Source organism: Herbidospora yilanensis (assembly GCF_001570565.1).
In the GTDB taxonomy this organism is placed as follows: domain Bacteria; phylum Actinomycetota; class Actinomycetes; order Streptosporangiales; family Streptosporangiaceae; genus Herbidospora; species Herbidospora yilanensis.
This window is the reverse complement of sequence record NZ_BBXE01000017.1, coordinates 137,214-157,136: the sequence shown is the minus strand read 5'-3', so window position 1 is coordinate 157,136 and position 19,923 is coordinate 137,214. Positions and strand designations below refer to the sequence as shown.

The window sequence follows — 19,923 nt, the reverse complement described above, 5'->3', positions numbered from 1 at the left end:
GACACGGCGGTCATGCGGCGGATGGACCCGCGATAACGTGCGGTTATGCAGATCGACACACCTCACGGGCCGGGGCTGGCGGAGATCGACGACCCCGGTTCGGCGGGCCTGGTCCTGCTGCTGACCCACGGGTCGGCCGGGGGAGTCGACGCGCCCGACCTGCTCGCGGTGCGCGACGCCTGCCTGGCCGAGGGCATCGCCGTCGCCAGGATCACCCAGCCGTTCCGGCTGCGGGGGGCGCGGGCGCCGGGGTCGGCCGCCCGGCAGGACGAGAGCTGGGTGGCCATCGCCGCGGCGGTCAAGGAGCGCTTCCCGGGTCTGCCGGTCGCCCAAGGGGGGCGGAGCAACGGGGCGCGGGTCGCCTGCCGTACCGCCGGGGAGGTGGGGGCCGTCGGGGTGGTGGCGCTGGCGTTTCCGCTGCACCCGCCCGGTCACCCGGAGAGGTCACGGGCCGCCGAGCTGCGCGGCGCGAAGGCGGGGGTGCTGGTCATCAACGGTGACCGTGATCCGTTCGGGGTGCCTGACGAGGCGGACGCGGAACGGCTGGTCGTGCTGCCCGGAGAGAATCACGATCTCCGGAAGAACCCCGCCCTGGTCGGGGCGGAGGTGGCGCGCTGGCTGGCCGCGCGCCGGTGATCCCCCGTGGACGCCGCGTCAGGCGGCGGTGATGGCCATGTCGGTCGGCCGGTGCGGAGCGATGATCGCCCCGTTGGGGAGCAGCTCGCCGGTGTCCTCGAAGAGGACGACACCGTTGCAGAGGAGGCTCCACCCTTGTTCGGGGTGGGCCGCGACCGTTCGGGCGGCTTCGCGGTCCTGCGCTTCCGCGCTGGGACAGCCGGGCTCATGAGGGCACATCGCCGGGGCTCCGTGTCTTTCTCGTGTCGCTCGTGACGTGGATCCGCCCAGCCATGTGGGGGACGAGCGTATGGGGTTGAGTTGACGCAAATTGGCCTACACCACTGTCGGCCTACACCAGTGTGCGCCAGGTCACTCGACAAGGACATAGCCCGTTCGGACGATTTCGCCCACACCCTGGTAGGGGGGTGTGGTCATGCGTGTGACCTACGACACAAGGGTGCCCCATGCACGATAACACCCCAAGCGCGACACGCCGTCACTTCGGTAAATGACCCGTTACGAGCTTTCGAGCCCGGTCAGCACCGCGGTCAGCCCGCGCTCGAAGTCGGCGTCGCCGGTGGCCACCCGCGCCTTCTCGGTCTCGGCGTCGGGATCGGCCCAGCCCGAGGCCTGCATCTCGACCGCGACCGCGCCGTAGACGTAGGCGCGCAGGGTCTGCACCGCCTCCTGGGCCCGGTCGAGGCCGGCGTCGCGGAGCTGCTCGACCTGGCTCGCCATGGCCGTCAGGGCTGTGCCCTTGGGCGGTTTGGTCAGCGCCAGGGACAACACGCCGGGATGCTCCAGCAGGGCGGCGCGGGCGGCCCGCGCCCAGTCGCGGGCGATCTCCTGCCAGGGCGCCTCCCTCGGTTCCACCTGGACGGCCGTCACGTGCTCCGCCAGGGCGTCCATGAGCGCCTCCTTGCCCCGGGGGAGGTGGTGGTAGATGGCCATCGCCTCGACCTGGAGCGCGTCGCCCAGCCGCCGCATGGTCAACCGGCGCAGGCCCTGCCCGTCGGCGATGTGGAGGGCGGCGTCGATGATGCGGTCGCGCGAGAGCGGGGTCGGAGGTCGCTTGGCAGGCATGCGGATCATCCTGCCATCCCGGCCGGACAGGGGAGGGTCTACGCTGTCGACCAGTGCGTTTCAATCAGGACTGAGAGGTTGACGATGGCGTTTTTCCGTCCGCGGGTGAGCCGGGAGGCGGAGGTCAGGTTCCACGCCGACCAGGAGATCTCCAAGAGCTACGGTGAGCTGCTCGACAAGGCCCGGCAGGCCGAGGCCCGCCTGCGCGCCCGCCAGGCCGCCCACGCGTCCGGCCCCGAGCTGCGCGAGGCCGGCATCGCCTACGACCAGGCGCTCACCGCCGCCCTCCGGGCCGCCGAGGCGGCGCAGCGGGCCACCTTCGGCGTGAAGGCCTACGACGACCGCATCCGCCGCCGCAAGGGCCGGGCGACCCCCGAGGGCGCCAAGTGGACCACCGAGGTGAGCAAACTGCGCACCCTCCGCGAGGAGAACCGGCTGACCGGTATCGTGCGGCTGCCGCGTCCGGTGACCGCTTCGGCCCGCTGACAAATACCCACCCGGAATGTCCGGGGCGTCAACGGACCGGCACGCCGCGCCGTCTAAGGATTACCTTGGGTCAGGGAGGCCGGAGAGATGCCCGGACGGGTGAGATACGCGGCGGGCCGGCCGTGCTGGGTCGAGGTCGGCACCGCCGATCTCGCGCTCAGCGAGGAGTTCTACCACGGCGTGTTCGGCTGGGACTTCGAGCCGCGCGGGCGCAGCCACTCCACGGCGCTGCTGCGCGGCGAGCCGGTCGCCGGGCTGGGCCCCGCCCGTCCCGGCGGGCCGGCCTGGCTGGTCCACGTCGCGGCCGACGACATCGACGACTCGACCCGCCGCGCCGACGACGCCGGGGCCCGCGTGCTCGCCGGGCCCGAGCAGGTCTTCGACGAGGGCCGCGAACAGGGGTGGCGGACCGTCCTGGCCGACCCCTCCGGGGCCGAGTTCGCCCTGTGGGAGCCGGTCGCCCTCGAAGGCGCGGGGGTGCGCGGGGCGCCGGGGGCCTTCTGCTGGACGGAACTGGCCGCCCGCGACGTCGACGAGGCCGCCGCCTTCTACGGCCGGCTGTTCGGCTGGCACGCGCGGCGGGCGCCGTTCCTGAGCGGCAGCGGCAGCTACACCGAGTTCGACCTCAGGCGGTCGAAGACGACGGTGGCCGGGATGGTGGAGATGACCGACGCGTGGCCGCCGGAGATCCCGCCCCACTGGATGGTCTACTTCGCGGTCGCCGGCTGCCGGGAGGCCTGCCGGATCGTGGCCGACCTGGGCGGGACCGTCCAGGTCCCGCCGTTCGACCTGCCCTCGGGCTGGGCGGCCGTGGTGACCGACCCGGCGGGCGCGGTCCTGTCGCTGATCGAGCTGACCTCGTAGACGGGCTTTGGCCGGCCCGGCCGAGCGAGGTGGTGGCCGGGCCGGCCGAGGGACGGTGCGGGTCGGGAGCCAGACCCCGTACCGGGAGGTTCTGCTAGCTCGCCCAGTCGAGGAGCGGGCGGGCGTTGCTGGGGTGGCGGAGCTTGGAGAGGGACTCCTTCTCCAGTTGGCGGATGCGCTCGCGGGTCAGGCCCAGGTGCTTGCCGATCTCGTCGAGCGTGTGGGGCTTGCCGTCGGCCAGGCCGAAACGCAGGGCCATGATCTTGGCCTCCCGCGGCGACAGGTTGTTCAGCACGCCCTTGAGCTGCTCGGCCAGCAGTTGCCGGTCGACCACCTCGGAGGCCTCCAGGGAGTCGACGTCCTCGATGAGGTCGCCGATCCGGGTCTCGCCGTCCTCGCCGATGGTGCTGTCGAGGCTGATCGGCTGGCGGCTGGTGCGCAGCAGTTCCTCGATCTGGTCGGGCGTCCTGTCGAGCTCCACCGCCAGTTCCTCCGGCGTGGGTTCCCGGCCGAGGCGCTGGTGCATGTCACGCTCCACGCGGGAGAGCTTGGAGAGCATCTCCAGCACGTGGACCGGGAGCCGGATCGTCCGGGCGGAGTCGGCGAAGCCGCGCTGTATGGCCTGCCGGATCCACCACATGGCGTAGGTGGAGAACTTGAAGCCCTTGGTGTAGTCGAACTTCTCCACGGCCCTGATCAGGCCGAGGTTGCCCTCCTGCACCACGTCGAGCAGGGCCATGCCGCGGTCGGTGTACTTCTTGGCCACCGAGACCACCAGGCGGAGGTTGGCCTCCAGCATGTGGTCCTTGGCGCGGCGGCCGTCCTCGATGACCCATTCGAGGTCCTCGCGCTCGACGGCCGACAGCCGCTCGCCGCTCTCCTCGGCCAGGTCGAGCTTGTACTCGGCGTACAGGCCGGCCTCGATGCGGCGGGCCAGCTCGACCTCCTGGGCGGCGGTGAGCAGGGTGCGGCGGCCGATCGACTTCAGGTAGGTGTGGACGGAGTCGCCCATCGCCGACGAGGTGTCGTCGAGGTCGACCACGCCGGCGGCCTCGGCCTCGATCTCGGCGTCGGCGATCTCCTCGTCGTCCTTGACAGGGGTCGTAACCTTCGTAGTGTCTTCGGTGGTTTCGGCGAGGCTCACCCCGGCCTCGGTGAGGCCGCGCAGGATCCCGCGGGCCTTCGTCGCGCTCACCCCGGCGTCCACGAACGCCTCGCGCAGTTCTGACAGGGAAAGGCGGCCCTGCTTGCGGCCCCGCTCCAGGAGCTGGTCGAGAGTCGTCGGAACAGCCTCACGCGCGGGCGAGGCAGTCGCCACGGCGGTTCGGGGCATGAGGACACCTCCTCCTTCGCGGAGATCAAAGATTCGTCGTCGATGGCTTCAGGCACGCCCGGGCGACCACGCGCCAACTCGGCTGCCTTAGTAAGAACGCCAACGCCGGATATTTGTTCCCGTGTTACCTAGACCGCAGGGAAATGGGCGGTCTGGTCAGTTGAGGGTGACCTCGACGCGGGGGATCGGCATGGGCTCGGCCTGCTCCAGGTTCTCGGGGGTCCAGTAGCCGCCGACCTCTTCGGGGTCGGTCTCCAGCTCCCTGACCACGACGTTGGACGGGACGGGCTCCGGGGTGGGCACGGTCTCCTCCGCAGTGCCCCCGACGGTCTTGAGCAAACGCTGCTGCTCGAATTCGATGCGCCCGGCCGACGCGGTGGCCGCCACGGCCACGCCACCGACGACGATGACACCGACGATCCCTGCGGAGATCAGCATCCTCGGGGTCGGGATCATGGTCTGCTTCCTTTCGTCGGGCTACCTGATCGTATGACGGATGATTGTCATACTTGGTTCCGTATGGCGACCATATCGGGTTTGCCGTTGGGGAGCAGAGGAAGCGCCGTGACCTGGACCAACGCCTTAGGCGCGGCATAGGCGGGCAGTTCCGATTTGGCATGGCCGCGCAGCTCCTCCAGCGTCGCCTCGCCCGCCACGACGGCCACCACGATCTGCCCCCACTCCGGGTCGGGGCGGCCGACCACCACGACCTCCCGGACCTTGGGATGGGTGGCCAGCACGTTCTGGACGACCCCCGCGACGACCTTCTGGCCCCCGGTGTTGATCACGTCGTCGGCCCGGCCCAGGATCCGCAGCTCGCCGTCGTCGATCTCGCCGAGGTCGCTCGTGGTGAACCACGGGCCGCTCAGGCGGGGGCCGAGGCGGTGGCCGTTCATGAGCATCGGGCCGGCGATCATGACCCGGCCCTCCGCGTCGAGTTTGAGATCTACATTGTCAAGGGGGCGGCCGTCGTACACGCAGCCGCCGCAGGTCTCGGTCATGCCGTAGGTGTGGAAGATCCGCGCATGGCGGGCCTTCAGGTCGGCGGTCGCCGGGGCGCCGCCCAGCAGGATCGTGGTGAACGCCGACACGTCGGGCAGCCTGCGGAGCTGGGTCGGCACCAGCGAGACGTGGTCGGCCCCGGCGGCCATGACCTTCTCCGGGTCGAAGGACTCGTGGACGATCGGGTCGGTGCCGCACAACAAGGCCCGCGTGATGACCTGGAGCCCCGACACGTGGGAGGGCGGCAGGCAGCACAACCACCGGTCGCCGGGCCCGGCGCCGATCCGGTCGAGCGAGGCCCGCGCCGAGGCCAGCAGCGCCCGCGCCGAGAGCTCGATCCCCTTCGGGACGCCGGTGGACCCCGATGTGGCGATGATCACGGCGGTGTCGTCTTCGGCCGGCACGCCCCCCGGGAGCACGCTCGTGCCGCCGGGTGTGGTGACATGGGTCGGCCGCAGCGTGTCGAACAGCGCCCTGACCGCCCGGTCGGGCAACGATGGCGCGACCGGCAGGATCGCCGGGCCGCCGCCGTCGAGCGCGGCGGCCACCGCCTCGGCGAGGGCGGGACCTGGCGGCAGGATGAGGGCGTGCACCGGACGATCGACCACCTGGTCAGGGTAGCCGGGCCGGTGCCGGAGAGCGGGGAGGGCGGCGTGGAGCTGCGGGTATTCCGGATTCCCATGGTGGTCCGGTTCCGGGGGCAGACCGCACGGGAGGGCATCCTGATCAGGGGCCCCCACGGGTGGGGGGAGTTCTCCCCCTTCCCCGAATACGGCCCGGCCGAGTGCGCCCGGTGGCTGGCGTGCGCGCGGGAGGCCGCGTTCGAGGGCTGGCCGGCGGCGGTGCGCGAGGTGGTGCCGGTGAACACGACCGTGCCGGCGGTCGGGCCGGAGCGGGCCGCCGCGATGGTGCGCGCCTCGGGCTGCGCGACGGCCAAGGTCAAGGTCGCCGAGGCGGGCCAGACCCTCGCCGACGACCTGGCCCGGGTCGAGGCGGTGCGCGACGCGCTCGGGCCGGGCGGGCGGGTCCGGGTCGACGCCAACGGCGGCTGGGACGCCGACGACGCCGTCCGCGCGATCAAGGAACTCGACCGGTTCACCCTGGAGTACGTCGAGCAGCCGTGCGCGACCCTCGGCGAGCTGGCCCGGGTCCGGCGGCGGGTCGACGTGCCGATCGCCGCCGACGAGTCGATCCGCAAGGCCGAGGACCCGCTGAAGGTCAGGGCGGCCGAGGCGGCCGACATCGCGGTCGTGAAGGTGCAGCCGCTCGGCGGGGTCGCCAACGCCCTGCGGGTGGTGGAGGCGTGCGGCCTGCCGGCCGTCGTGTCGTCGGCCGTGGAGACCTCGGTGGGCCTGGCGGCGGGGCTCGCGCTGGCCGCCGCGCTGCCGGAATTGCCGTACGCTTGCGGACTCGGGACCATGTCGCTTCTGGCCGGGGATGTCGTGGCCGATCCGCTGGCCGAGGAGCAGGGGGTCCTGCGCGTGCGGCGTCCCGAGGTGGACGAAGACGCCCTGGCGCGTTTCGAGATCGAGTCGCCGGAGTGGATTCGGCGGATGGAGGGGGCCGCCGCGTGAATCCGGCTACCGCGCTGGCGACCGTACTCGCCGACGAACTGGCGCGGTGCGGGGTCACCGAGGCGGTGGTCGCACCCGGGTCCCGGTCGGCGCCCCTGGCGCTGGCGCTCCACGACGACCCCCGGATCCGGCTCCACGTGCGCACCGACGAACGCTCGGCCGGGTTCCTCGCGCTCGGGCTGGCCCGGCGCCTGGAGAAGCCGGTCGCCGTCGTCACCACGTCCGGCACGGCCGCCGCGAACCTGCATCCCGCCGTGATCGAGGCGAGCGAGGCCGGGGTGCCGCTGCTGCTGCTCACCGCCGACCGGCCGCCGGAGTTGCGCGGGACCGGCGCCAACCAGACGATCGACCAGGTGAAGCTGTTCGGCTCGGCCGTGCGGTGGTTCGCCGAGATCGGGGTGCCCGAGGAGCGGCCGGGGCAGGTGGCCTACTGGCGGTCGCTGGCCTGCCGCGCCCACCAGCGGGCCGAGGGTCCGGGCGATCCCGGCCCGGTGCACCTCAACGTGGCGTTCCGGGAGCCGCTTGTACCCGACGGGAACGACGACTGGCCCGAGACGCTCGACGCGAACGGGCCGTGGGTGCGGGCCAGGGTGGCCCCGCCGTCGTCGGCGCTGCACATCCCGGCGACCCGGCGCGGGGTCCTGGTGGTCGGCGACGGCGCGACCAACGTGCGGCGCTACGTCGCGGCGGCCGGGATGGCGGGCTGGCCGGTGTTGTCGGAGCCCAACGGCGGCGGCCGCTACGGCGACACGGCGATCTCGACCTACCACTTCCTGCTCGGCGCCCCCGGCTTCGCCGAGGCCCACCAGCCCGACGTGGTGGTCACCCTCGGCCGCCCCGGCCTGTCGCGGCCCCTGCTGGCCTGGCTGAAGCGGGCTCAGGAACACGTCGTGGTCGCCCGCGACCTGACCCGCTGGCCCGACCCGACCCGATCGGCCACCCAGGTGGCGCAGGCGGTGGAGATCCCCGTGGCGCCCGGCGGCGACCAGTGGCTGAACGCCTGGCGGCGGGCCGAGATGGCGGCCCGCCACGCCGTCGACGACGTGCTCGACGCGGGCGGCCTGAGCGAGCCCCGGCTGGCCCGCGACCTGGCCGCGATCATCCCGAACGGGTCGCTGCTGTTCTGCGGCTCCTCGATGCCGATCCGCGACCTCGACCAGGCCATGCGGCCCCGGCGCGGGGTGCGGCTGATGGCCAACCGGGGGGCGTCCGGGATCGACGGGCTGGTGTCGACGGCGGCCGGGGCGGCGCTGGCCCACCACGGCCGCGCCTACGCCCTGATGGGCGACCTGTCCTTCCTCCACGACCACAACGGGCTGGTCATCGGGCCCCGGGAGCCCCGGCCCGACCTGTGCGTCGTGGTGGTCAACAACGACGGCGGCGGGATCTTCTCGCTGCTGCCGCAGTCGTCGCTCGGCGGTTCGTTCGAGCGGATCTTCGGCACGCCCCACGGCGTCGACCTCGGATACCTCGCGGCGGCGACGGGCACGCCCTACAGCGTCGTCAGCGACCCCGACGACCTGGCCAAGGCGATCCGCGGCGAGGGGCCCCGCCTGGTCGAGGCCCGCACCGACCGCGACGCCAACGCGGCGGTCCACGTGGCGATGCGCGACGCCGTCAGGGCGGCGATCGGCTAGATCGTCGATGTGAGATCCGGTGATCGGCTGCGGGCATGACGAAGGGTGTCCATGGTCGGTTCGTGAAGCCAGTGTGCCAGCCGAAAACTCCGTTCGTGCAGTCCAAGCGACACGCGAGTATTCGTGAAGGATTCCACCGAGCCGGTCCCGTCGGCGTACGTTTCGGTGATGGGATCCGGGACGGCGCGTAGCGGAGCTGCCTGATCCAGGGCTTGATGGGCCCGATGCCGGTTGCAGAACTCCTCCTACTCATGCGGGGCGTGCCGCAGATGGCGTTCACCCACCGCTCCATGACCGCGTTCATGCGCGGCATGCGGATGCCGGCATCGGCCAGGACCTCGTCCATGAGCGCCGGGAACTTCCCGTCCCGGTCCCGGATCAGATAGCGCGCTCGGCAGCGCGTCCTCCAGATCCATCACCAGGTTCCGACCCGACTACACCCAGAAATCGGTTTATCCGCGCGGGCCCGCCCCGAGAAGACCGTGAGAAGACCCGTGTGACGGACCGGGAATTCTTGATCGGCATTCTCCGGACCGCAAGTGACACTGGGTAAAAATACACAAAACACCCCTCGAAATGGTCCGGGGGTGTCGTGGCGCCTCTGAGCTGCATCTTTTCGCTTCTCGCGCTCAATGGACCACTTTGTCGTGAGCCGCTTGATAACCCCTCTCGAATGGGACATGGTTGCCGGGAATTCACAACAAACGGGGTGTCGGAGAATGAGACGATTAATCGCGCCGGCCGCGGCTTTCGCCATGATGACCGCGCTGACCACGGGGGCGGCGCAGACGCGCCTGACCTCATGGGGCGAGAAGGTCTGGATCGACGCCCCGGCCGGGAAGTACGTCATGGGTGTCGACGACGCCTTCGACTACGCCGTCAAACCGAACGTCATCGGGCTGATCGATCTGGGCGGCTGACAGAGCACCGCCGGCATTCCGGGTCGCCGGGGGGCGAGCGCGAGGCCGGGCCGTCGGGAATGCATACGGGCAGCTCACACCATGTACGACTGAGGCACTAGTCAGCCACAAGTAGGCCACAAGTCGTCTCGTTCATGATCACACATGTCGGTCGCGAGAACGACCGGCACCTGGGCCCTACGGGGGTACGGCCAATGGGGGGATGCCAGCATGGCGGAATTATCTGACATCGCGGACACCGACATCGCTGTCGTGGGAATGGCAGGACGATTTCCCGGTGCCCGCGACGTCGACGAGTTCTGGCGCAACATCGACGGCGGACGCGAATCGCTGTCCACCTTCTCCGACGAGGCCCTGGCCGAGTCGGGCGTACCGAAAGAGGTACGCGCGGATCCGAGGTACGTCCGGCGACGCGGGGTGCTCGCCGACGCCGACCTGTTCGACGCGGAGTTCTTCGGCGTCTATCCCCGCGAGGCGCAGATCATCGATCCGCAGCAGCGGGTCTTCCTGGAGTGCGCGTGGGAGGCGCTCGAACACGCGGGGCACGTCCCCGGCGCCGGGAAGGCACGGGTCGGCGTGTTCGCCGGGGCCGGGCTCAACGCCTACGCCGATCTGCTGAAGGCCGATCCGGAGCTGGCCACGGTCGGCGACTTCCAGCTCAACCTGGGCGTCAACAGGGACTTCCTGGCGACTCGGGTGTCGTACAAGCTGGGGTTGGAAGGGCCGAGTTTCACGGTGCAGACCGGGTGCTCGACCTCGCTCGTCGCGGTGCACCTGGCCGCGCAGAGCCTTCTCGGCGGTGACTGTGACGTCGCGCTGGCCGGAGGCGTGGCGGTGAGCGTGCCGCAGCGGGCGGGTTATCTGCCGGTGGAGGGCGGGGTGTTGTCGCCCGACGGGCACACCCGCGCCTTCGACGCCCGGGGCGCCGGGACGGTCGGCGGCGACGGGGTCGGCATCGTCGTGCTGAAGCGGCTGGAGGACGCGTTCGACGCGGGCGACACCGTGTACGCCGTCGTCAAGGGCAGCGCCGTCAACAACGACGGCCGGGACAAGGCCGGCTTCACCGCGCCGAGCGTGAAGGGGCAGGCCGCCGCCATCAGGGCGGCCCACCTGGTGGCCGGGGTGAAGCCCGAGACGATCGGCTACGTCGAGGCTCACGGGACCGGCACCCGGCTGGGCGACCCGATCGAGGTCGCCGCCCTGGCCGAGGCGTTCGGGGCGACCGGGACCCGCTGCGGCCTCGGCTCGGTGAAGACCAACATCGGCCATCTCGACGCCGCGGCCGGGATCGCGGGCCTGATCAAGACGGTCCTGGCGCTGTGGCACCGGCGGCTGCCCGCCTCCCTCCACTTCGAGACGCTCAACCCGGAGATCTCCCTCGACGGCACGCCGTTCTACGTCAACGCGGAGTCGCGCGACTGGGAGCACGACGGGCTGCGGCGGGCCGGGGTCAGCTCGTTCGGCATCGGCGGCACCAACGCCCACGTGGTGCTGGAGGAGGCCCCGCGGCCCGTGCGGGCCGATCCGCCCTCGGAAGGGCCCCAGCTGCTGGTGTTGTCGGCCCGCACGGAGACAGGGCTGCGCCGCGCCGGTGACGCTCTCGCCCGCCACCTCGCCGATTCGGACCAGGCGCTGGCCGACGTCGCCCACACCCTGCGCGCCGGACGGCGGGCCTTCGCGCACCGGCGCGCCCTGGTCAGCGCCGACCCGGCCGACGCCGCGACCACGCTGCGGGCGGGCGGCCCGGCGGGCCGGGAGGCGATCGAGAACCGCCCGGTGGTGTTCATGTTCCCCGGCGGCGGCGCGCAGCGACGGGAGATGGGGGCCGGTCTCTACGCCCGGGAGCCCGTCTTCCGCGAGGCCGTCGACCGGTGCTCCGTCCTGCTCACCCCGCACCTGGGCGCCGACCTGCGCGAGGCCGACGTGAGCGGGATCACGACCATGCCGGCCGCCCTGTTCACCCTCCAGTACGCCCTGGCCCAGCTGTGGAACCACTGGGGCGTGCGGCCACAGGCGCTGATCGGGCACAGCCTCGGCCAGTACACCGCCGCCTGCCTGGCCGGGGTGTTCTCCCTGGAGGACGCCCTGGCGCTGATCGCCCTGCGCGGCCGGCTGTTCGGCCGCCTCGGGCCGGGCGCGATGCTCAGCGTGACACTGCCGGAGGCCGACCTGCCCCGGCTGCTCGGGCCCGGCCTGTCGGTCGCGGCGGTCAACGGCCCCCGCTCCTGCGTCGTCTCGGGCGAGGTCGCGGCGATCGACGCGCTGGAACGGCGGCTGACGCAGGAGGGCACCGGCTGCCGCCGGGTCCACATCGGGATCGCCGCCCACTCCGCAGCGGTCGACCCGATCCTGGAGGAGTTCCGCGCCTTCGTCGGCTCGCGCCAGTTGCACGCCCCGCAGCTCCCGGTCGTCTCCAACCTGTCCGGCACGTGGCTCACCCCCGAGGAGGCCACCGACCCCGACTACTGGACCGCCCACCTGCGCGGCACGGTCCGCTTCTCCGACGGCGTCCGCACCCTGCTGACCGACCCCGCCCGCCTGTTCGTGGAACTGGGGCCGGGCTGGACGCTGTCGTCCCTGGTCCAGGGCCACGACACGGCGGGCGGACCGCCGCTCACCGCGCCGTCGCTGCGGTCGGGGGAGGACGACACCGTCGCCGTCCTGGAGGCGCTCGGCACCGTGTGGTCCGGCGGCGTGGACGTCGACTGGGCCGCCTTCGACGCGGGCCGCGACCACGCCAAGGTGCCACTCCCGGCCTATCCGTTCGAGCGCCGCCGCTACTGGCCCGACTCCCTCCCGGAGGAGAGCCCGGCACCGCCCGCCGAGGAGGTCCCCGCCGCGAAGGGCGACGTCCCGGACCGGCTGCTGGCGATGTGGCGGAGCCTGTTCGGCATCCCCGATCTGACGGCCGAGGACGACTTCTTCCGGCTCGGCGGCGACTCGTTGTCCGCCACCCGGATGCTCTCCCTGGTCAACCGCGAATTCGGGGTCACCCTGCTCGTCAAGGACCTCCTGCGCGCCTCCACCCTCACCGAGTTCGCCACCGTCGTCCAGGGCGGCAGGACCGAACCGCGCCCCGACGACCTGATCGACGCCGACGTCGTGCTCGACCCGGCCATCGTGCCGCCCGCCGCCCCGGCGGGGGAGCCGCGCGGCGCCGTGCTGCTGACCGGGGTCACCGGGTATCTGGGCGGGCGGCTCCTCGGCGCCCTGCTGGCCCGGACCGATCTGCGGGTGCACTGCCTGGTCCGGGCCGCCACCCGGCAGGAGGCCGATCGGCGGCTCGCCGACGTCCTCGGCGAGCACCCGGGGCGGGTCGTGGCCGTGCCCGGTGACCTGGGACGACCCCTGCTGGGGATGGCGGAGGAGGACTTCGACCGGCTCGCCGACGAGGTCGACGCCGTCTACCACTGCGGCGCGACGGTCCACTTCACCACCCCCTACGCGCTGCTGCGCGAGGTCAACGTCCTGGGCACCCAGGAGGTGCTGCGGCTGGCCGTGCGGGGCCGGCTCAAGCCGGTGCACCACGTCTCGACCACCGCCGTCTTCGCCACCGACCGCGGGGGCGACATCGGCGAGGACACCGTCCAGGTGTCGGCCGCCACGCTGCCCACCGGATACGCGCAGAGCAAGTGGGCCGCCGAACAGCTCGTCGTGGCCGCGCGTGAGCGGGGCGTCCCGGTCACGATCCACCGGCCCGGCGCGGTGACCGGTGACACGTCGTCGGCCGCGTCCCGCCCCGACGACGCGGTCTGGCGGATGCTCAAGGGCTGCGTGCAACTGGGCGTGGCTCCCGACATCGAGACCGGCATCGTCGGCGCCCCCGCCGACTACGTCAGCGCCGCCATCGTCGACCTCGCCCGCGACCCCGCCAGCACCGGCCGGGCCTTCCACCTGATCGCCGCGCACGCCACCCCCTGGCGAGAGGTGTTCGCCACCGCCCGCGAGCTCGGCTACCGCCTCGACACCGTCAGCTACGACGACTGGCTGACCAGGCTCGACGCCCTGCGCGAGGAGGACGGCAACGCCCTCTTCCCGCTGGCGCACCAGTTCTCCCGTACGCCGGAGACCGACCCCGCGGTGTTCAGCTGCCACGCGACCGTGTCAGCTCTGGCGGGCGGCGGCGTGCAGTGCCCGCCGATCGGCGGCGACCTGCTCCGCAGGTACCTGCGCCACTTCATCGAAACCGGGTTCCTGCCCCGGCCGTGACCTCGGCGTCCGGCCAGTTCCTCCTTCCTCCATTTCAGGAGACACACATGAATGAGCACACGCATGTCCTCGTCGTGGGCGGCGGACCGGCGGGATCGACCGCCGCGACGCTGCTGGCCAGGGAAGGCTTCCAGGTCATCCTGCTCGAACGCGACCAGCACCCCCGCGAGCACATCGGCGAGTCGCTGCTGCCCTCGATCCTCAACGTCCTGGACCTCATCGGCGCCCGCGAGAAGGCCGAAGCGCACGGCTTCGTGAAGAAGTGGGGCGGCTACCTCGAATGGGGCGAGGACACCTTCGAGATCAACTTCGGCGACCCCGCCGAGCCGGACCAGGGCTACGGCTTCCAGGTCATCCGCTCCGAGTTCGACCACCTGCTGATCCAGCACGCCGAGACCCAGGGCGTCGACGTGCGCCAGAACGTCCGGGCCGCCGAGGTGCTCTTCACCGACGGCCGGGCGACCTCGGTACGGTGGACCGACACCCGCGACGCCACCCGGACCGGCGAGATCTCCTTCGACTACCTCATCGACGCCTCCGGACGCGCCGGGCTGATGGCCACCAAGTACCTCGGAGGCCGCCGCTACAACGAGGGCTTCCGCAACATCGCCGCCTACAGCTACTGGACCGGCACCAAGCAGCCGAAGTCCGGCCCGCCCGGCGCGATCCAGGTCGCCGCCGTCACCGACGGCTGGTTGTGGGCCATCCCGCTGCACGACGGCACCCTCAGCGTCGGCGTGGTCGCCCACAAGCAGAGCTTCCAGGCCCGCCGCGACGGGGGCCGCACCATCGAGCAGGTGTACGCCGACGCGCTCGCCGAATCGCCCCTGGTCTCCGACCTGATCGAACACGGCACCCGCGTGCGGCCCATCCAGGTCGAACAGGACTTCTCCTACATCTGCGAGGAGTCGGCCGGCCCGGGCTACTTCATCGCGGGCGACGCGGCCAGCTTCCTCGACCCGCTGCTGTCCACCGGCGTCCACCTGGCCACCTTCAGCGCCACCCTGGCCTCGGCCGGGGTCTCCAGCATCCTGCGCGGCGAACTCGCCGAGCAGGAGGTCGCGGAGTACTACCGGGGCGCCTACCAGACCGCGTACATCCGCTTCCTGGTCCTCGTCTCCTCGCTCTACCTGAACTACCGGGGCAAGAAGTCGTTGTTCTGGGAGGCCCACGAGATGTCCCGCGAGGACGTCGGGGACGGCGAGGTCATCAAGGCGTTCTGGAACGTGGTGTCCGGGCTGGAGGACCTCGGCGACGCCGACAGCGGCGCCAGCGCGCTGGTCTTCTCCGAGATGCGCCGCCTCATCGACGTCTACTTCGCCAAGGACTCCGGCCGCGACGACGCCTGGCTGGCCACGCTGCCCGAGGACGAGCGGCGGCAGGTCCTCGACGAGGTCAAGCCCCTGGTCGCGCCCAACGAGTACGCCCTGTCGGAGGAGACCGCCCTGAACGGCTTCTACGTGCGGACCACCCCCCACCTCGCCCTCGTCCGCGTGGGCGAGCAGGCCGCGGCGGTGGAGCGATGAGCTACCCGGTCGCCGGCTCCGACGAGGTCCGCGGCGAGATCAGGGCCCTGCTCGGCGAGGTGGCCCGCGCCTACAACGACGGCGACTACGACGCCTACATGGCCGCCTACCACCCCTCGGAGGAGACCACCATGGTCATCTACGAGCCGGGGGAGGGCAGCGTCCTGGACCGGAGCACCGTGGTGCTGCGCGGCACCTCGCGCATCGCCGCGTTCTACGCGGACGCCCCGATGTTCAAGCCCGGCTTCGACCGCCCGGTGCTCACCTACGAAGAGGTCCACACCGACCTGGTCGCGCCCGACGTGGTGCACACCGTGGCCGTCGCCACCATCACCGGCGGCGACGCGCGGGTCCCGGCCACCGCCGTCTCCTCCCTCATCCTCGTGCGGGCGGACGGCCGCTGGCGCGTCGTGCACGACCACAGCCACTGATGTCCGCCGCCCCGGCCACCCGCCCGCGCAGAATCCTGTCCGGGCTGGTGGCGGCCGAGACGCTGTCCGGGTTCGGCACCCAGCTGAGCTTCGTCGCGCTGCCGTGGTTCGCGCTGAGCACCACCGGCTCGCCGCTCCGGATGGCGGCCGTCTTCGCCGCCGAGCTGCTGCCGGTCGCGTTCCTCGGGCTGCCGAGCGCGATGGTGGCCGCCCGCCTCGGGATCAGGACCACCATGCGGCTGGCCGACGCCGGCCGGGCCGTGCTGATCGGCCTGATCCCGCTCCTGCACACCCTCGGCGCGCTGAACTTCCCGCTGCTGCTCGCGCTGGTGGCCGGGGTGGGCGCCGTCAACGCGCCCTATCTCGCCTGCCAGCGGTCGGTCCTGCCGGAGGTCTTCCCCGAGGAGGCCGACGTCCTGCGGGCCAACAGCCTCGTCGAGGGCGGCACCCGGCTGGCCGCCTTCGCCGGGCCCGCCCTGGCGGGCACCCTGATCGCCGCCCTCGGCCCGGTCGCCGTGCTCTGGATCGACGCCGGCTCCTACGTCGTCTCCTTCCTCCTGCTCGGCGTCCTGCCCCGCCGTCGCGGCGGCGGCGCCGGGGATGGCGGGCCGGGGGTGTTCGCCGGGCTCAGGGGCCTGACCGGCGATCCGCTCCTGGCCCGGCTGGGCGGCGCCACCCTCCTGTACGGCTTCCTGTTCCCCGTCCTGATCGCCACGCTGCCGGTGATCAACCGCGGCAGGTTCGGCGACGACCCGGCGATCCTGGGCGCGCTCTACGCCGCGTGGGGCGGCGGGTCGGTGGCGGGGACGGTGCTGGCCTACCGGCTGGCGACCCGGATGCCGCCGCTCCGGCTCGGCGGGTACGCCGCGTGGCTGGCCGCCGTGCCGCTGTGGGCGCTGACCGCGCCGCTGCCCGCCGTCGCGGTCGGGGCGCTGCTGGTCGTCAGCGGCGTGTGCGTGCCGGTGCTCAACACCGCGTACATCAGCGTCATCACCCTGCGCCCGCCCGAGGCGCTGCGCACGCCGGTCATGACGGCGCTCGTGACCGGCAACCTTCTGACGGGCGCGGCCGGGTACCTGTGCGCGGGCGTGCTGCTGGAGACCGGCGGCCCCGCGCCCGTCTTCCTGACGGCCGCCGTGGCGGCCACCGCGTGCGCGCTCCTGCTGACCCGGGTGACCGCCGCGTTCCCCGAACCCATCTCGCGTCCGGAGGCCGGATCATGACCGATCCCTTCGTCCTGCACGAACTGGTCGCCGCCCAGGCCCGCGCCACGCCCTCGGCGACCGCCGTCTCCACCGAGGCGGGGTCGCTGACCTACGCCGAGCTGGACCACCGGGCCGACCGGCTCGCCGGATCGCTCGCGGCGCGGGGGGTCGGGCGCGGCGACGTGGTGGCGGTGTGCCTGCCGCGCGGGCTCGACCTCCCCGCGACGCTGCTCGGCGTGCTGAAAGCCGGGGCCGCCTACCTGCCCCTGGACCCCGATCTGCCGCCGGGACGGATCGACTCCCTGATCGCGGACGCGGAACCCGCGACGGTCATCACGGCACCGCTCGCCTTGGCTGACACGCCCGTTCGGGAGATCGCGCCGGTCGGTCCCGACGACCTCGCGTACGTGATCTACACCTCCGGGTCGACGGGCAAGCCGAAGGGGGTCGCGGTTCCCCATCGGGGGATCGTGAACCTGGCGCGGTGGCATCGCGCGGCCTTCGAGGTGTCGGCGGCCGACCGGGGCGCGATGGTGGCCGGGCTCGGGTTCGACGCGGCGGCGTGGGAGCTGTGGGCGAACCTGGTGGCGGGCGCGTGTGTCTGCCTGCCGCCGGAGGAGGCGCGGCCCTCGGCCGAGCTGATGCGCGACTGGCTGGTGGACCAGCGGGTGACCGTGGCGTTCCTGCCGACCCCGCTGGCCGAACGGGCGATCCGGCTCGACTGGCCGGTATGGACTCCTTTGAGGGTGCTGCTGACCGGCGGCGCGGCGCTGCACCACCACCCTTCCCCGGGGCTGCCGTTCACGCTGGTCAACAACTACGGGCCGACCGAATACTCGGTCGTGACCACGTCCGGGACGGTGCCCGCCGTGGAGTCGGCGGTCCCGCCGTCGCTGGGTCTTCCGATCACCGGTACGCGGGTGGAGGTGCTCGACGAAGACTTCCAGCCCGCCTCGACCGGGGAGCTGTTCGTCGGCGGTGAAGGACTGGCGCGTGGCTACTGGCGCCGCCCCGGACTGACGGCCGACCGGTTCGTGCCCGACCCGTCCGGTTCCGGCGGGCGGCTGTACCGCACCGGCGACCGGGTCCGCCGGCGGGCCGACGGGACGCTGGAGTACCTCGGCCGTCTGGACGACCAGATCAAGCTGCGCGGCTACCGCATCGAACCCGGCGAGATCGAGGCGGCCCTTCGTGAGGAGCCCGGGGTCGAGGACGCCGTCGTCGTGCTCCGCAACGGCGACCGGCTCGTCGGCTACGTGACCGGCACGCAGGTGTCGGCTCCCGCGCTTCGGACGGCCCTGGCCGGGCGGCTGCCCGGCTACATGGTGCCCTCGGCCGTGGTCGTGCTGGCCACCTGGCCGCTGACCCCCAACGGCAAGATCGACAAGGACGCCCTGCCCGGCACCGGACCGGACGAGAGCGGCTACCGGGCCCCGTCCGGCCCGGCGGAGCGGATTCTCGCCGACATCTACGCGGCGCTGCTCGGGCTGCCGCGCGTCGGCGTCGACGACGACTTCTTCGCGCTCGGCGGCGACTCCATCGTGAGCCTGCAGATCGTGGCGCGGGCCCGCCGGGCGGGCCTCGCCGTCGACCCCCGCGACCCCTTCGACCACCCGACGATCGCCCGGCTGGCCCGGGCCCTGGAGCCCCGGCTCCCGGACGCCGGCCCGGACGCCGCCGACCAACCCCGGCCCGAAGGGGAGGTGCCGCTGACGCCGGTCCAGCGATGGTGGTTCGGCCAGGAACCGGCCGATCCCCACCACTTCAACCAGACCTTCCTGCTGGAGCTGCGCGAACCCGTCGCGCCCGAGGTCCTCGAAGAGGCGATCAACCAGGTCGTCGGCCACCACGACGCGCTGCGCCTGCGGTTCGTCCGCGACGGGTCGCGGTGGCGGCAGGAACACGCGGCCGAACCGGCGCGGGTCGTCCTGCGACTGCCCGGCACCCCGTGTGACGAGGGGGTCGTCGCCGCGGCCCAGGCCGGTCTCGACCTGGCCGAGGCGCCGCTCGTGCGGGCCGTGCTGTTCGCCGACGGCGTCCTGCTGCTGGTGGTGCACCACCTCGTCGTCGACGGGGTGTCGTGGCGGGTGCTGATCGAGGACCTGGAGACGGCCTGCGCGCAACTGCGGAGCGGCGAACCGGTGCGGCTGCCCGCCAAGACGATGTCGTTCCAGACGTGGTCGCGGCACCTGGCCGAGCACGCCCCCGCGCTGACCGGCGAGCTCGGCCACTGGCACGACCAGGTGCCGCAGACGCCGCCCGCGCTGCCCTTCGACCTGCCCGGCCGGGACGCCACCGTCGCGAAGCTGCGCCGCCACTGGGACGGGCTCGACGAACGGCAGACCCGCGACCTGCTCACCAAGGCCTCCCCGACGTTCCGGACCGAGGTGAACGACGTCCTGCTGACCGCCTTCGCCCAGGCGTTCCGCGACTGGACGGGATCGGGGTCGCTCTTCCTCAACCTCGAAGGCCACGGCCGCGAGCCGCTCGCCCCGGGGGTCGACGTCTCCCGTACCGTCGGCTGGTTCACCTCGGTGTTCCCGGTGCTGCTCGGCCTCGGGCCCTCCCGCGACGACCTCGACGAACTGAGCCACGTCCGGGAGCAGCTGCGCCGCCTGCCCCGCCGAGGTGTCGGCTTCGGGGTGCTGCGCCACCTGGGCGGGCACCTCGCCGACGCGCCCCATCCCGAGGTCGCCTTCAACTACCTCGGCCAGTTCGACGCCTCCTTCTCCACGCTCTTCACCCTCCTGCGGGAGTCGGGCGAGAACGACCGGAGCCCCCGGCAGCGCCGCCCCCACCTGCTGGAGGTGGACGGCTACGTCAGCCGGGGACGGCTCCGCTTCTGCTGGGCCTACAGCGAGGACAGCCTGCGCGAATCCACGGTGCGGCGGCTCTCGGACACCTTCGTGGCCCGGCTGCGCGCCTACACCGAACTGGCCGGCGAACCGGCGGAGGCCGCCGAATTCCCGCTGGCCCGGCTCAGCCGGCGCGACGCCGGCGTGCTGGCCTCCCTTCTGAACCACGGACGGTCGTGA

Annotated in this window: 16 protein-coding genes; 11 read left to right on the top strand and 5 right to left on the bottom strand. The window is 72.6% G+C overall.

The annotated features are described in order from the left end of the window. Nucleotides 1-45 precede the first annotated feature (45 nt). Nucleotides 46-636 carry an alpha/beta hydrolase family protein gene (locus AW273_RS10425; protein WP_062347663.1) on the top strand — a complete coding sequence of 197 codons (591 nt, stop codon included), beginning with the start codon at nt 46-48 and terminating at the stop codon, nt 634-636. Between the two features lie 18 nt (nt 637-654). Here the strand turns inward: AW273_RS10425 and AW273_RS10420 are convergent, their stop codons facing one another. Next, nucleotides 655-855 (bottom strand): DUF5999 family protein, encoded by a 201-nt coding sequence (locus AW273_RS10420; RefSeq protein ID WP_062347661.1) that lies wholly within the window; start codon nt 853-855, stop codon nt 655-657. A gap of 279 nt (nt 856-1,134) precedes the next feature. Beyond that, on the bottom strand, nt 1,135-1,701 hold the full coding sequence (locus AW273_RS10415) for a TetR/AcrR family transcriptional regulator C-terminal domain-containing protein (RefSeq protein WP_062347987.1): 567 nt from the start codon (nt 1,699-1,701) through the stop codon (nt 1,135-1,137). A 105-nt stretch (nt 1,702-1,806) separates the two neighbouring features. On the opposite strand from AW273_RS10415, the gene AW273_RS10410 reads away from it, so the two are divergent. After that, nucleotides 1,807-2,187: a hypothetical protein gene (locus AW273_RS10410; protein WP_232327265.1), complete on the top strand. Its 381-nt coding sequence runs from the start codon at nt 1,807-1,809 to the stop codon at nt 2,185-2,187. Nucleotides 2,188-2,274: 87 nt separating this feature from the next. Further along, nucleotides 2,275-3,051: a VOC family protein gene (locus tag AW273_RS10405; RefSeq protein ID WP_062347657.1), complete on the top strand. Its 777-nt coding sequence runs from the start codon at nt 2,275-2,277 to the stop codon at nt 3,049-3,051. Nucleotides 3,052-3,145: 94 nt separating this feature from the next. On the opposite strand, the gene AW273_RS10400 is transcribed toward AW273_RS10405, so the two are convergent. The 3 genes from AW273_RS10400 to AW273_RS10390 form a co-directional block, all read right to left on the bottom strand. Further along, nucleotides 3,146-4,384, bottom strand: a complete 1,239-nt coding sequence (locus AW273_RS10400) for an RNA polymerase sigma factor (protein WP_062347655.1) — start codon at nt 4,382-4,384, stop codon at nt 3,146-3,148. Nucleotides 4,385-4,540: 156 nt separating this feature from the next. After that, nucleotides 4,541-4,840 (bottom strand): hypothetical protein, encoded by a 300-nt coding sequence (locus AW273_RS10395; protein ID WP_062347653.1) that lies wholly within the window; start codon nt 4,838-4,840, stop codon nt 4,541-4,543. 47 nt (nt 4,841-4,887) lie between these two features. After that, complete coding sequence (locus AW273_RS10390; RefSeq protein ID WP_062347651.1) at nt 4,888-5,994, bottom strand: AMP-binding protein; 1,107 nt, start codon at nt 5,992-5,994, stop codon at nt 4,888-4,890. A gap of 51 nt (nt 5,995-6,045) precedes the next feature. On the opposite strand from AW273_RS10390, the gene AW273_RS10385 reads away from it, so the two are divergent. From AW273_RS10385 to AW273_RS10355, 8 genes are all read left to right on the top strand, one after another. Further along, nucleotides 6,046-6,960 (top strand): o-succinylbenzoate synthase, encoded by a 915-nt coding sequence (locus AW273_RS10385; RefSeq protein WP_083949676.1) that lies wholly within the window; start codon nt 6,046-6,048, stop codon nt 6,958-6,960. After that, nucleotides 6,957-8,597 (top strand): 2-succinyl-5-enolpyruvyl-6-hydroxy-3-cyclohexene-1-carboxylic-acid synthase, encoded by a 1,641-nt coding sequence (gene menD, locus AW273_RS10380; protein ID WP_062347647.1) that lies wholly within the window; start codon nt 6,957-6,959, stop codon nt 8,595-8,597. Before AW273_RS10385 ends, menD begins: the two co-directional genes overlap by 4 nt. Before the next feature lie 719 nt (nt 8,598-9,316). Further along, entirely contained in the window at nt 9,317-9,517 is a 201-nt protein-coding gene (locus AW273_RS37125) for a hypothetical protein (protein ID WP_157555678.1), read from the top strand. Nucleotides 9,518-9,661: 144 nt separating this feature from the next. Next, nucleotides 9,662-13,726 (top strand): type I polyketide synthase, encoded by a 4,065-nt coding sequence (locus tag AW273_RS10375; protein WP_083949656.1) that lies wholly within the window; start codon nt 9,662-9,664, stop codon nt 13,724-13,726. A gap of 47 nt (nt 13,727-13,773) precedes the next feature. Further along, nucleotides 13,774-15,252 carry an NAD(P)/FAD-dependent oxidoreductase gene (locus AW273_RS10370; protein ID WP_062347643.1) on the top strand — a complete coding sequence of 493 codons (1,479 nt, stop codon included), beginning with the start codon at nt 13,774-13,776 and terminating at the stop codon, nt 15,250-15,252. Beyond that, nucleotides 15,249-15,683: a YybH family protein gene (locus tag AW273_RS10365; protein WP_062347641.1), complete on the top strand. Its 435-nt coding sequence runs from the start codon at nt 15,249-15,251 to the stop codon at nt 15,681-15,683. Before AW273_RS10370 ends, AW273_RS10365 begins: the two co-directional genes overlap by 4 nt. Then, nucleotides 15,683-16,906, top strand: a complete 1,224-nt coding sequence (locus tag AW273_RS10360) for an MFS transporter (protein ID WP_062347639.1) — start codon at nt 15,683-15,685, stop codon at nt 16,904-16,906. Before AW273_RS10365 ends, AW273_RS10360 begins: the two co-directional genes overlap by 1 nt. Beyond that, a complete protein-coding gene (locus AW273_RS10355; protein ID WP_062347637.1) occupies nt 16,903-19,923 on the top strand; it encodes a non-ribosomal peptide synthetase in 3,021 nt (1,006 codons plus the stop codon). The genes AW273_RS10360 and AW273_RS10355 overlap by 4 nt, the downstream gene beginning before the upstream one ends.

What these genes read in the sequence shown, in the direction of transcription:
- AW273_RS10415 (WP_062347987.1), bottom strand. Translation starts at nt 1,701, where the DNA reads ATGCCTGCCAAGCGACCTCCGACCCCGCTCTCGCGCGACCGCATCATC.
- AW273_RS10420 (WP_062347661.1), bottom strand. Translation starts at nt 855, where the DNA reads ATGTGCCCTCATGAGCCCGGCTGTCCCAGCGCGGAAGCGCAGGACCGC.
- AW273_RS10370 (WP_062347643.1), top strand. Translation starts at nt 13,774, where the DNA reads ATGAATGAGCACACGCATGTCCTCGTCGTGGGCGGCGGACCGGCGGGA.
- AW273_RS37125 (WP_157555678.1), top strand. Translation starts at nt 9,317, where the DNA reads ATGAGACGATTAATCGCGCCGGCCGCGGCTTTCGCCATGATGACCGCG.
- AW273_RS10355 (WP_062347637.1), top strand. Translation starts at nt 16,903, where the DNA reads ATGACCGATCCCTTCGTCCTGCACGAACTGGTCGCCGCCCAGGCCCGC.
- AW273_RS10400 (WP_062347655.1), bottom strand. Translation starts at nt 4,384, where the DNA reads ATGCCCCGAACCGCCGTGGCGACTGCCTCGCCCGCGCGTGAGGCTGTT.
- AW273_RS10365 (WP_062347641.1), top strand. Translation starts at nt 15,249, where the DNA reads ATGAGCTACCCGGTCGCCGGCTCCGACGAGGTCCGCGGCGAGATCAGG.
- AW273_RS10395 (WP_062347653.1), bottom strand. Translation starts at nt 4,840, where the DNA reads ATGATCCCGACCCCGAGGATGCTGATCTCCGCAGGGATCGTCGGTGTC.
- AW273_RS10375 (WP_083949656.1), top strand. Translation starts at nt 9,662, where the DNA reads ATGTCGGTCGCGAGAACGACCGGCACCTGGGCCCTACGGGGGTACGGC.
- AW273_RS10425 (WP_062347663.1), top strand. Translation starts at nt 46, where the DNA reads ATGCAGATCGACACACCTCACGGGCCGGGGCTGGCGGAGATCGACGAC.
- AW273_RS10360 (WP_062347639.1), top strand. Translation starts at nt 15,683, where the DNA reads ATGTCCGCCGCCCCGGCCACCCGCCCGCGCAGAATCCTGTCCGGGCTG.
- AW273_RS10405 (WP_062347657.1), top strand. Translation starts at nt 2,275, where the DNA reads ATGCCCGGACGGGTGAGATACGCGGCGGGCCGGCCGTGCTGGGTCGAG.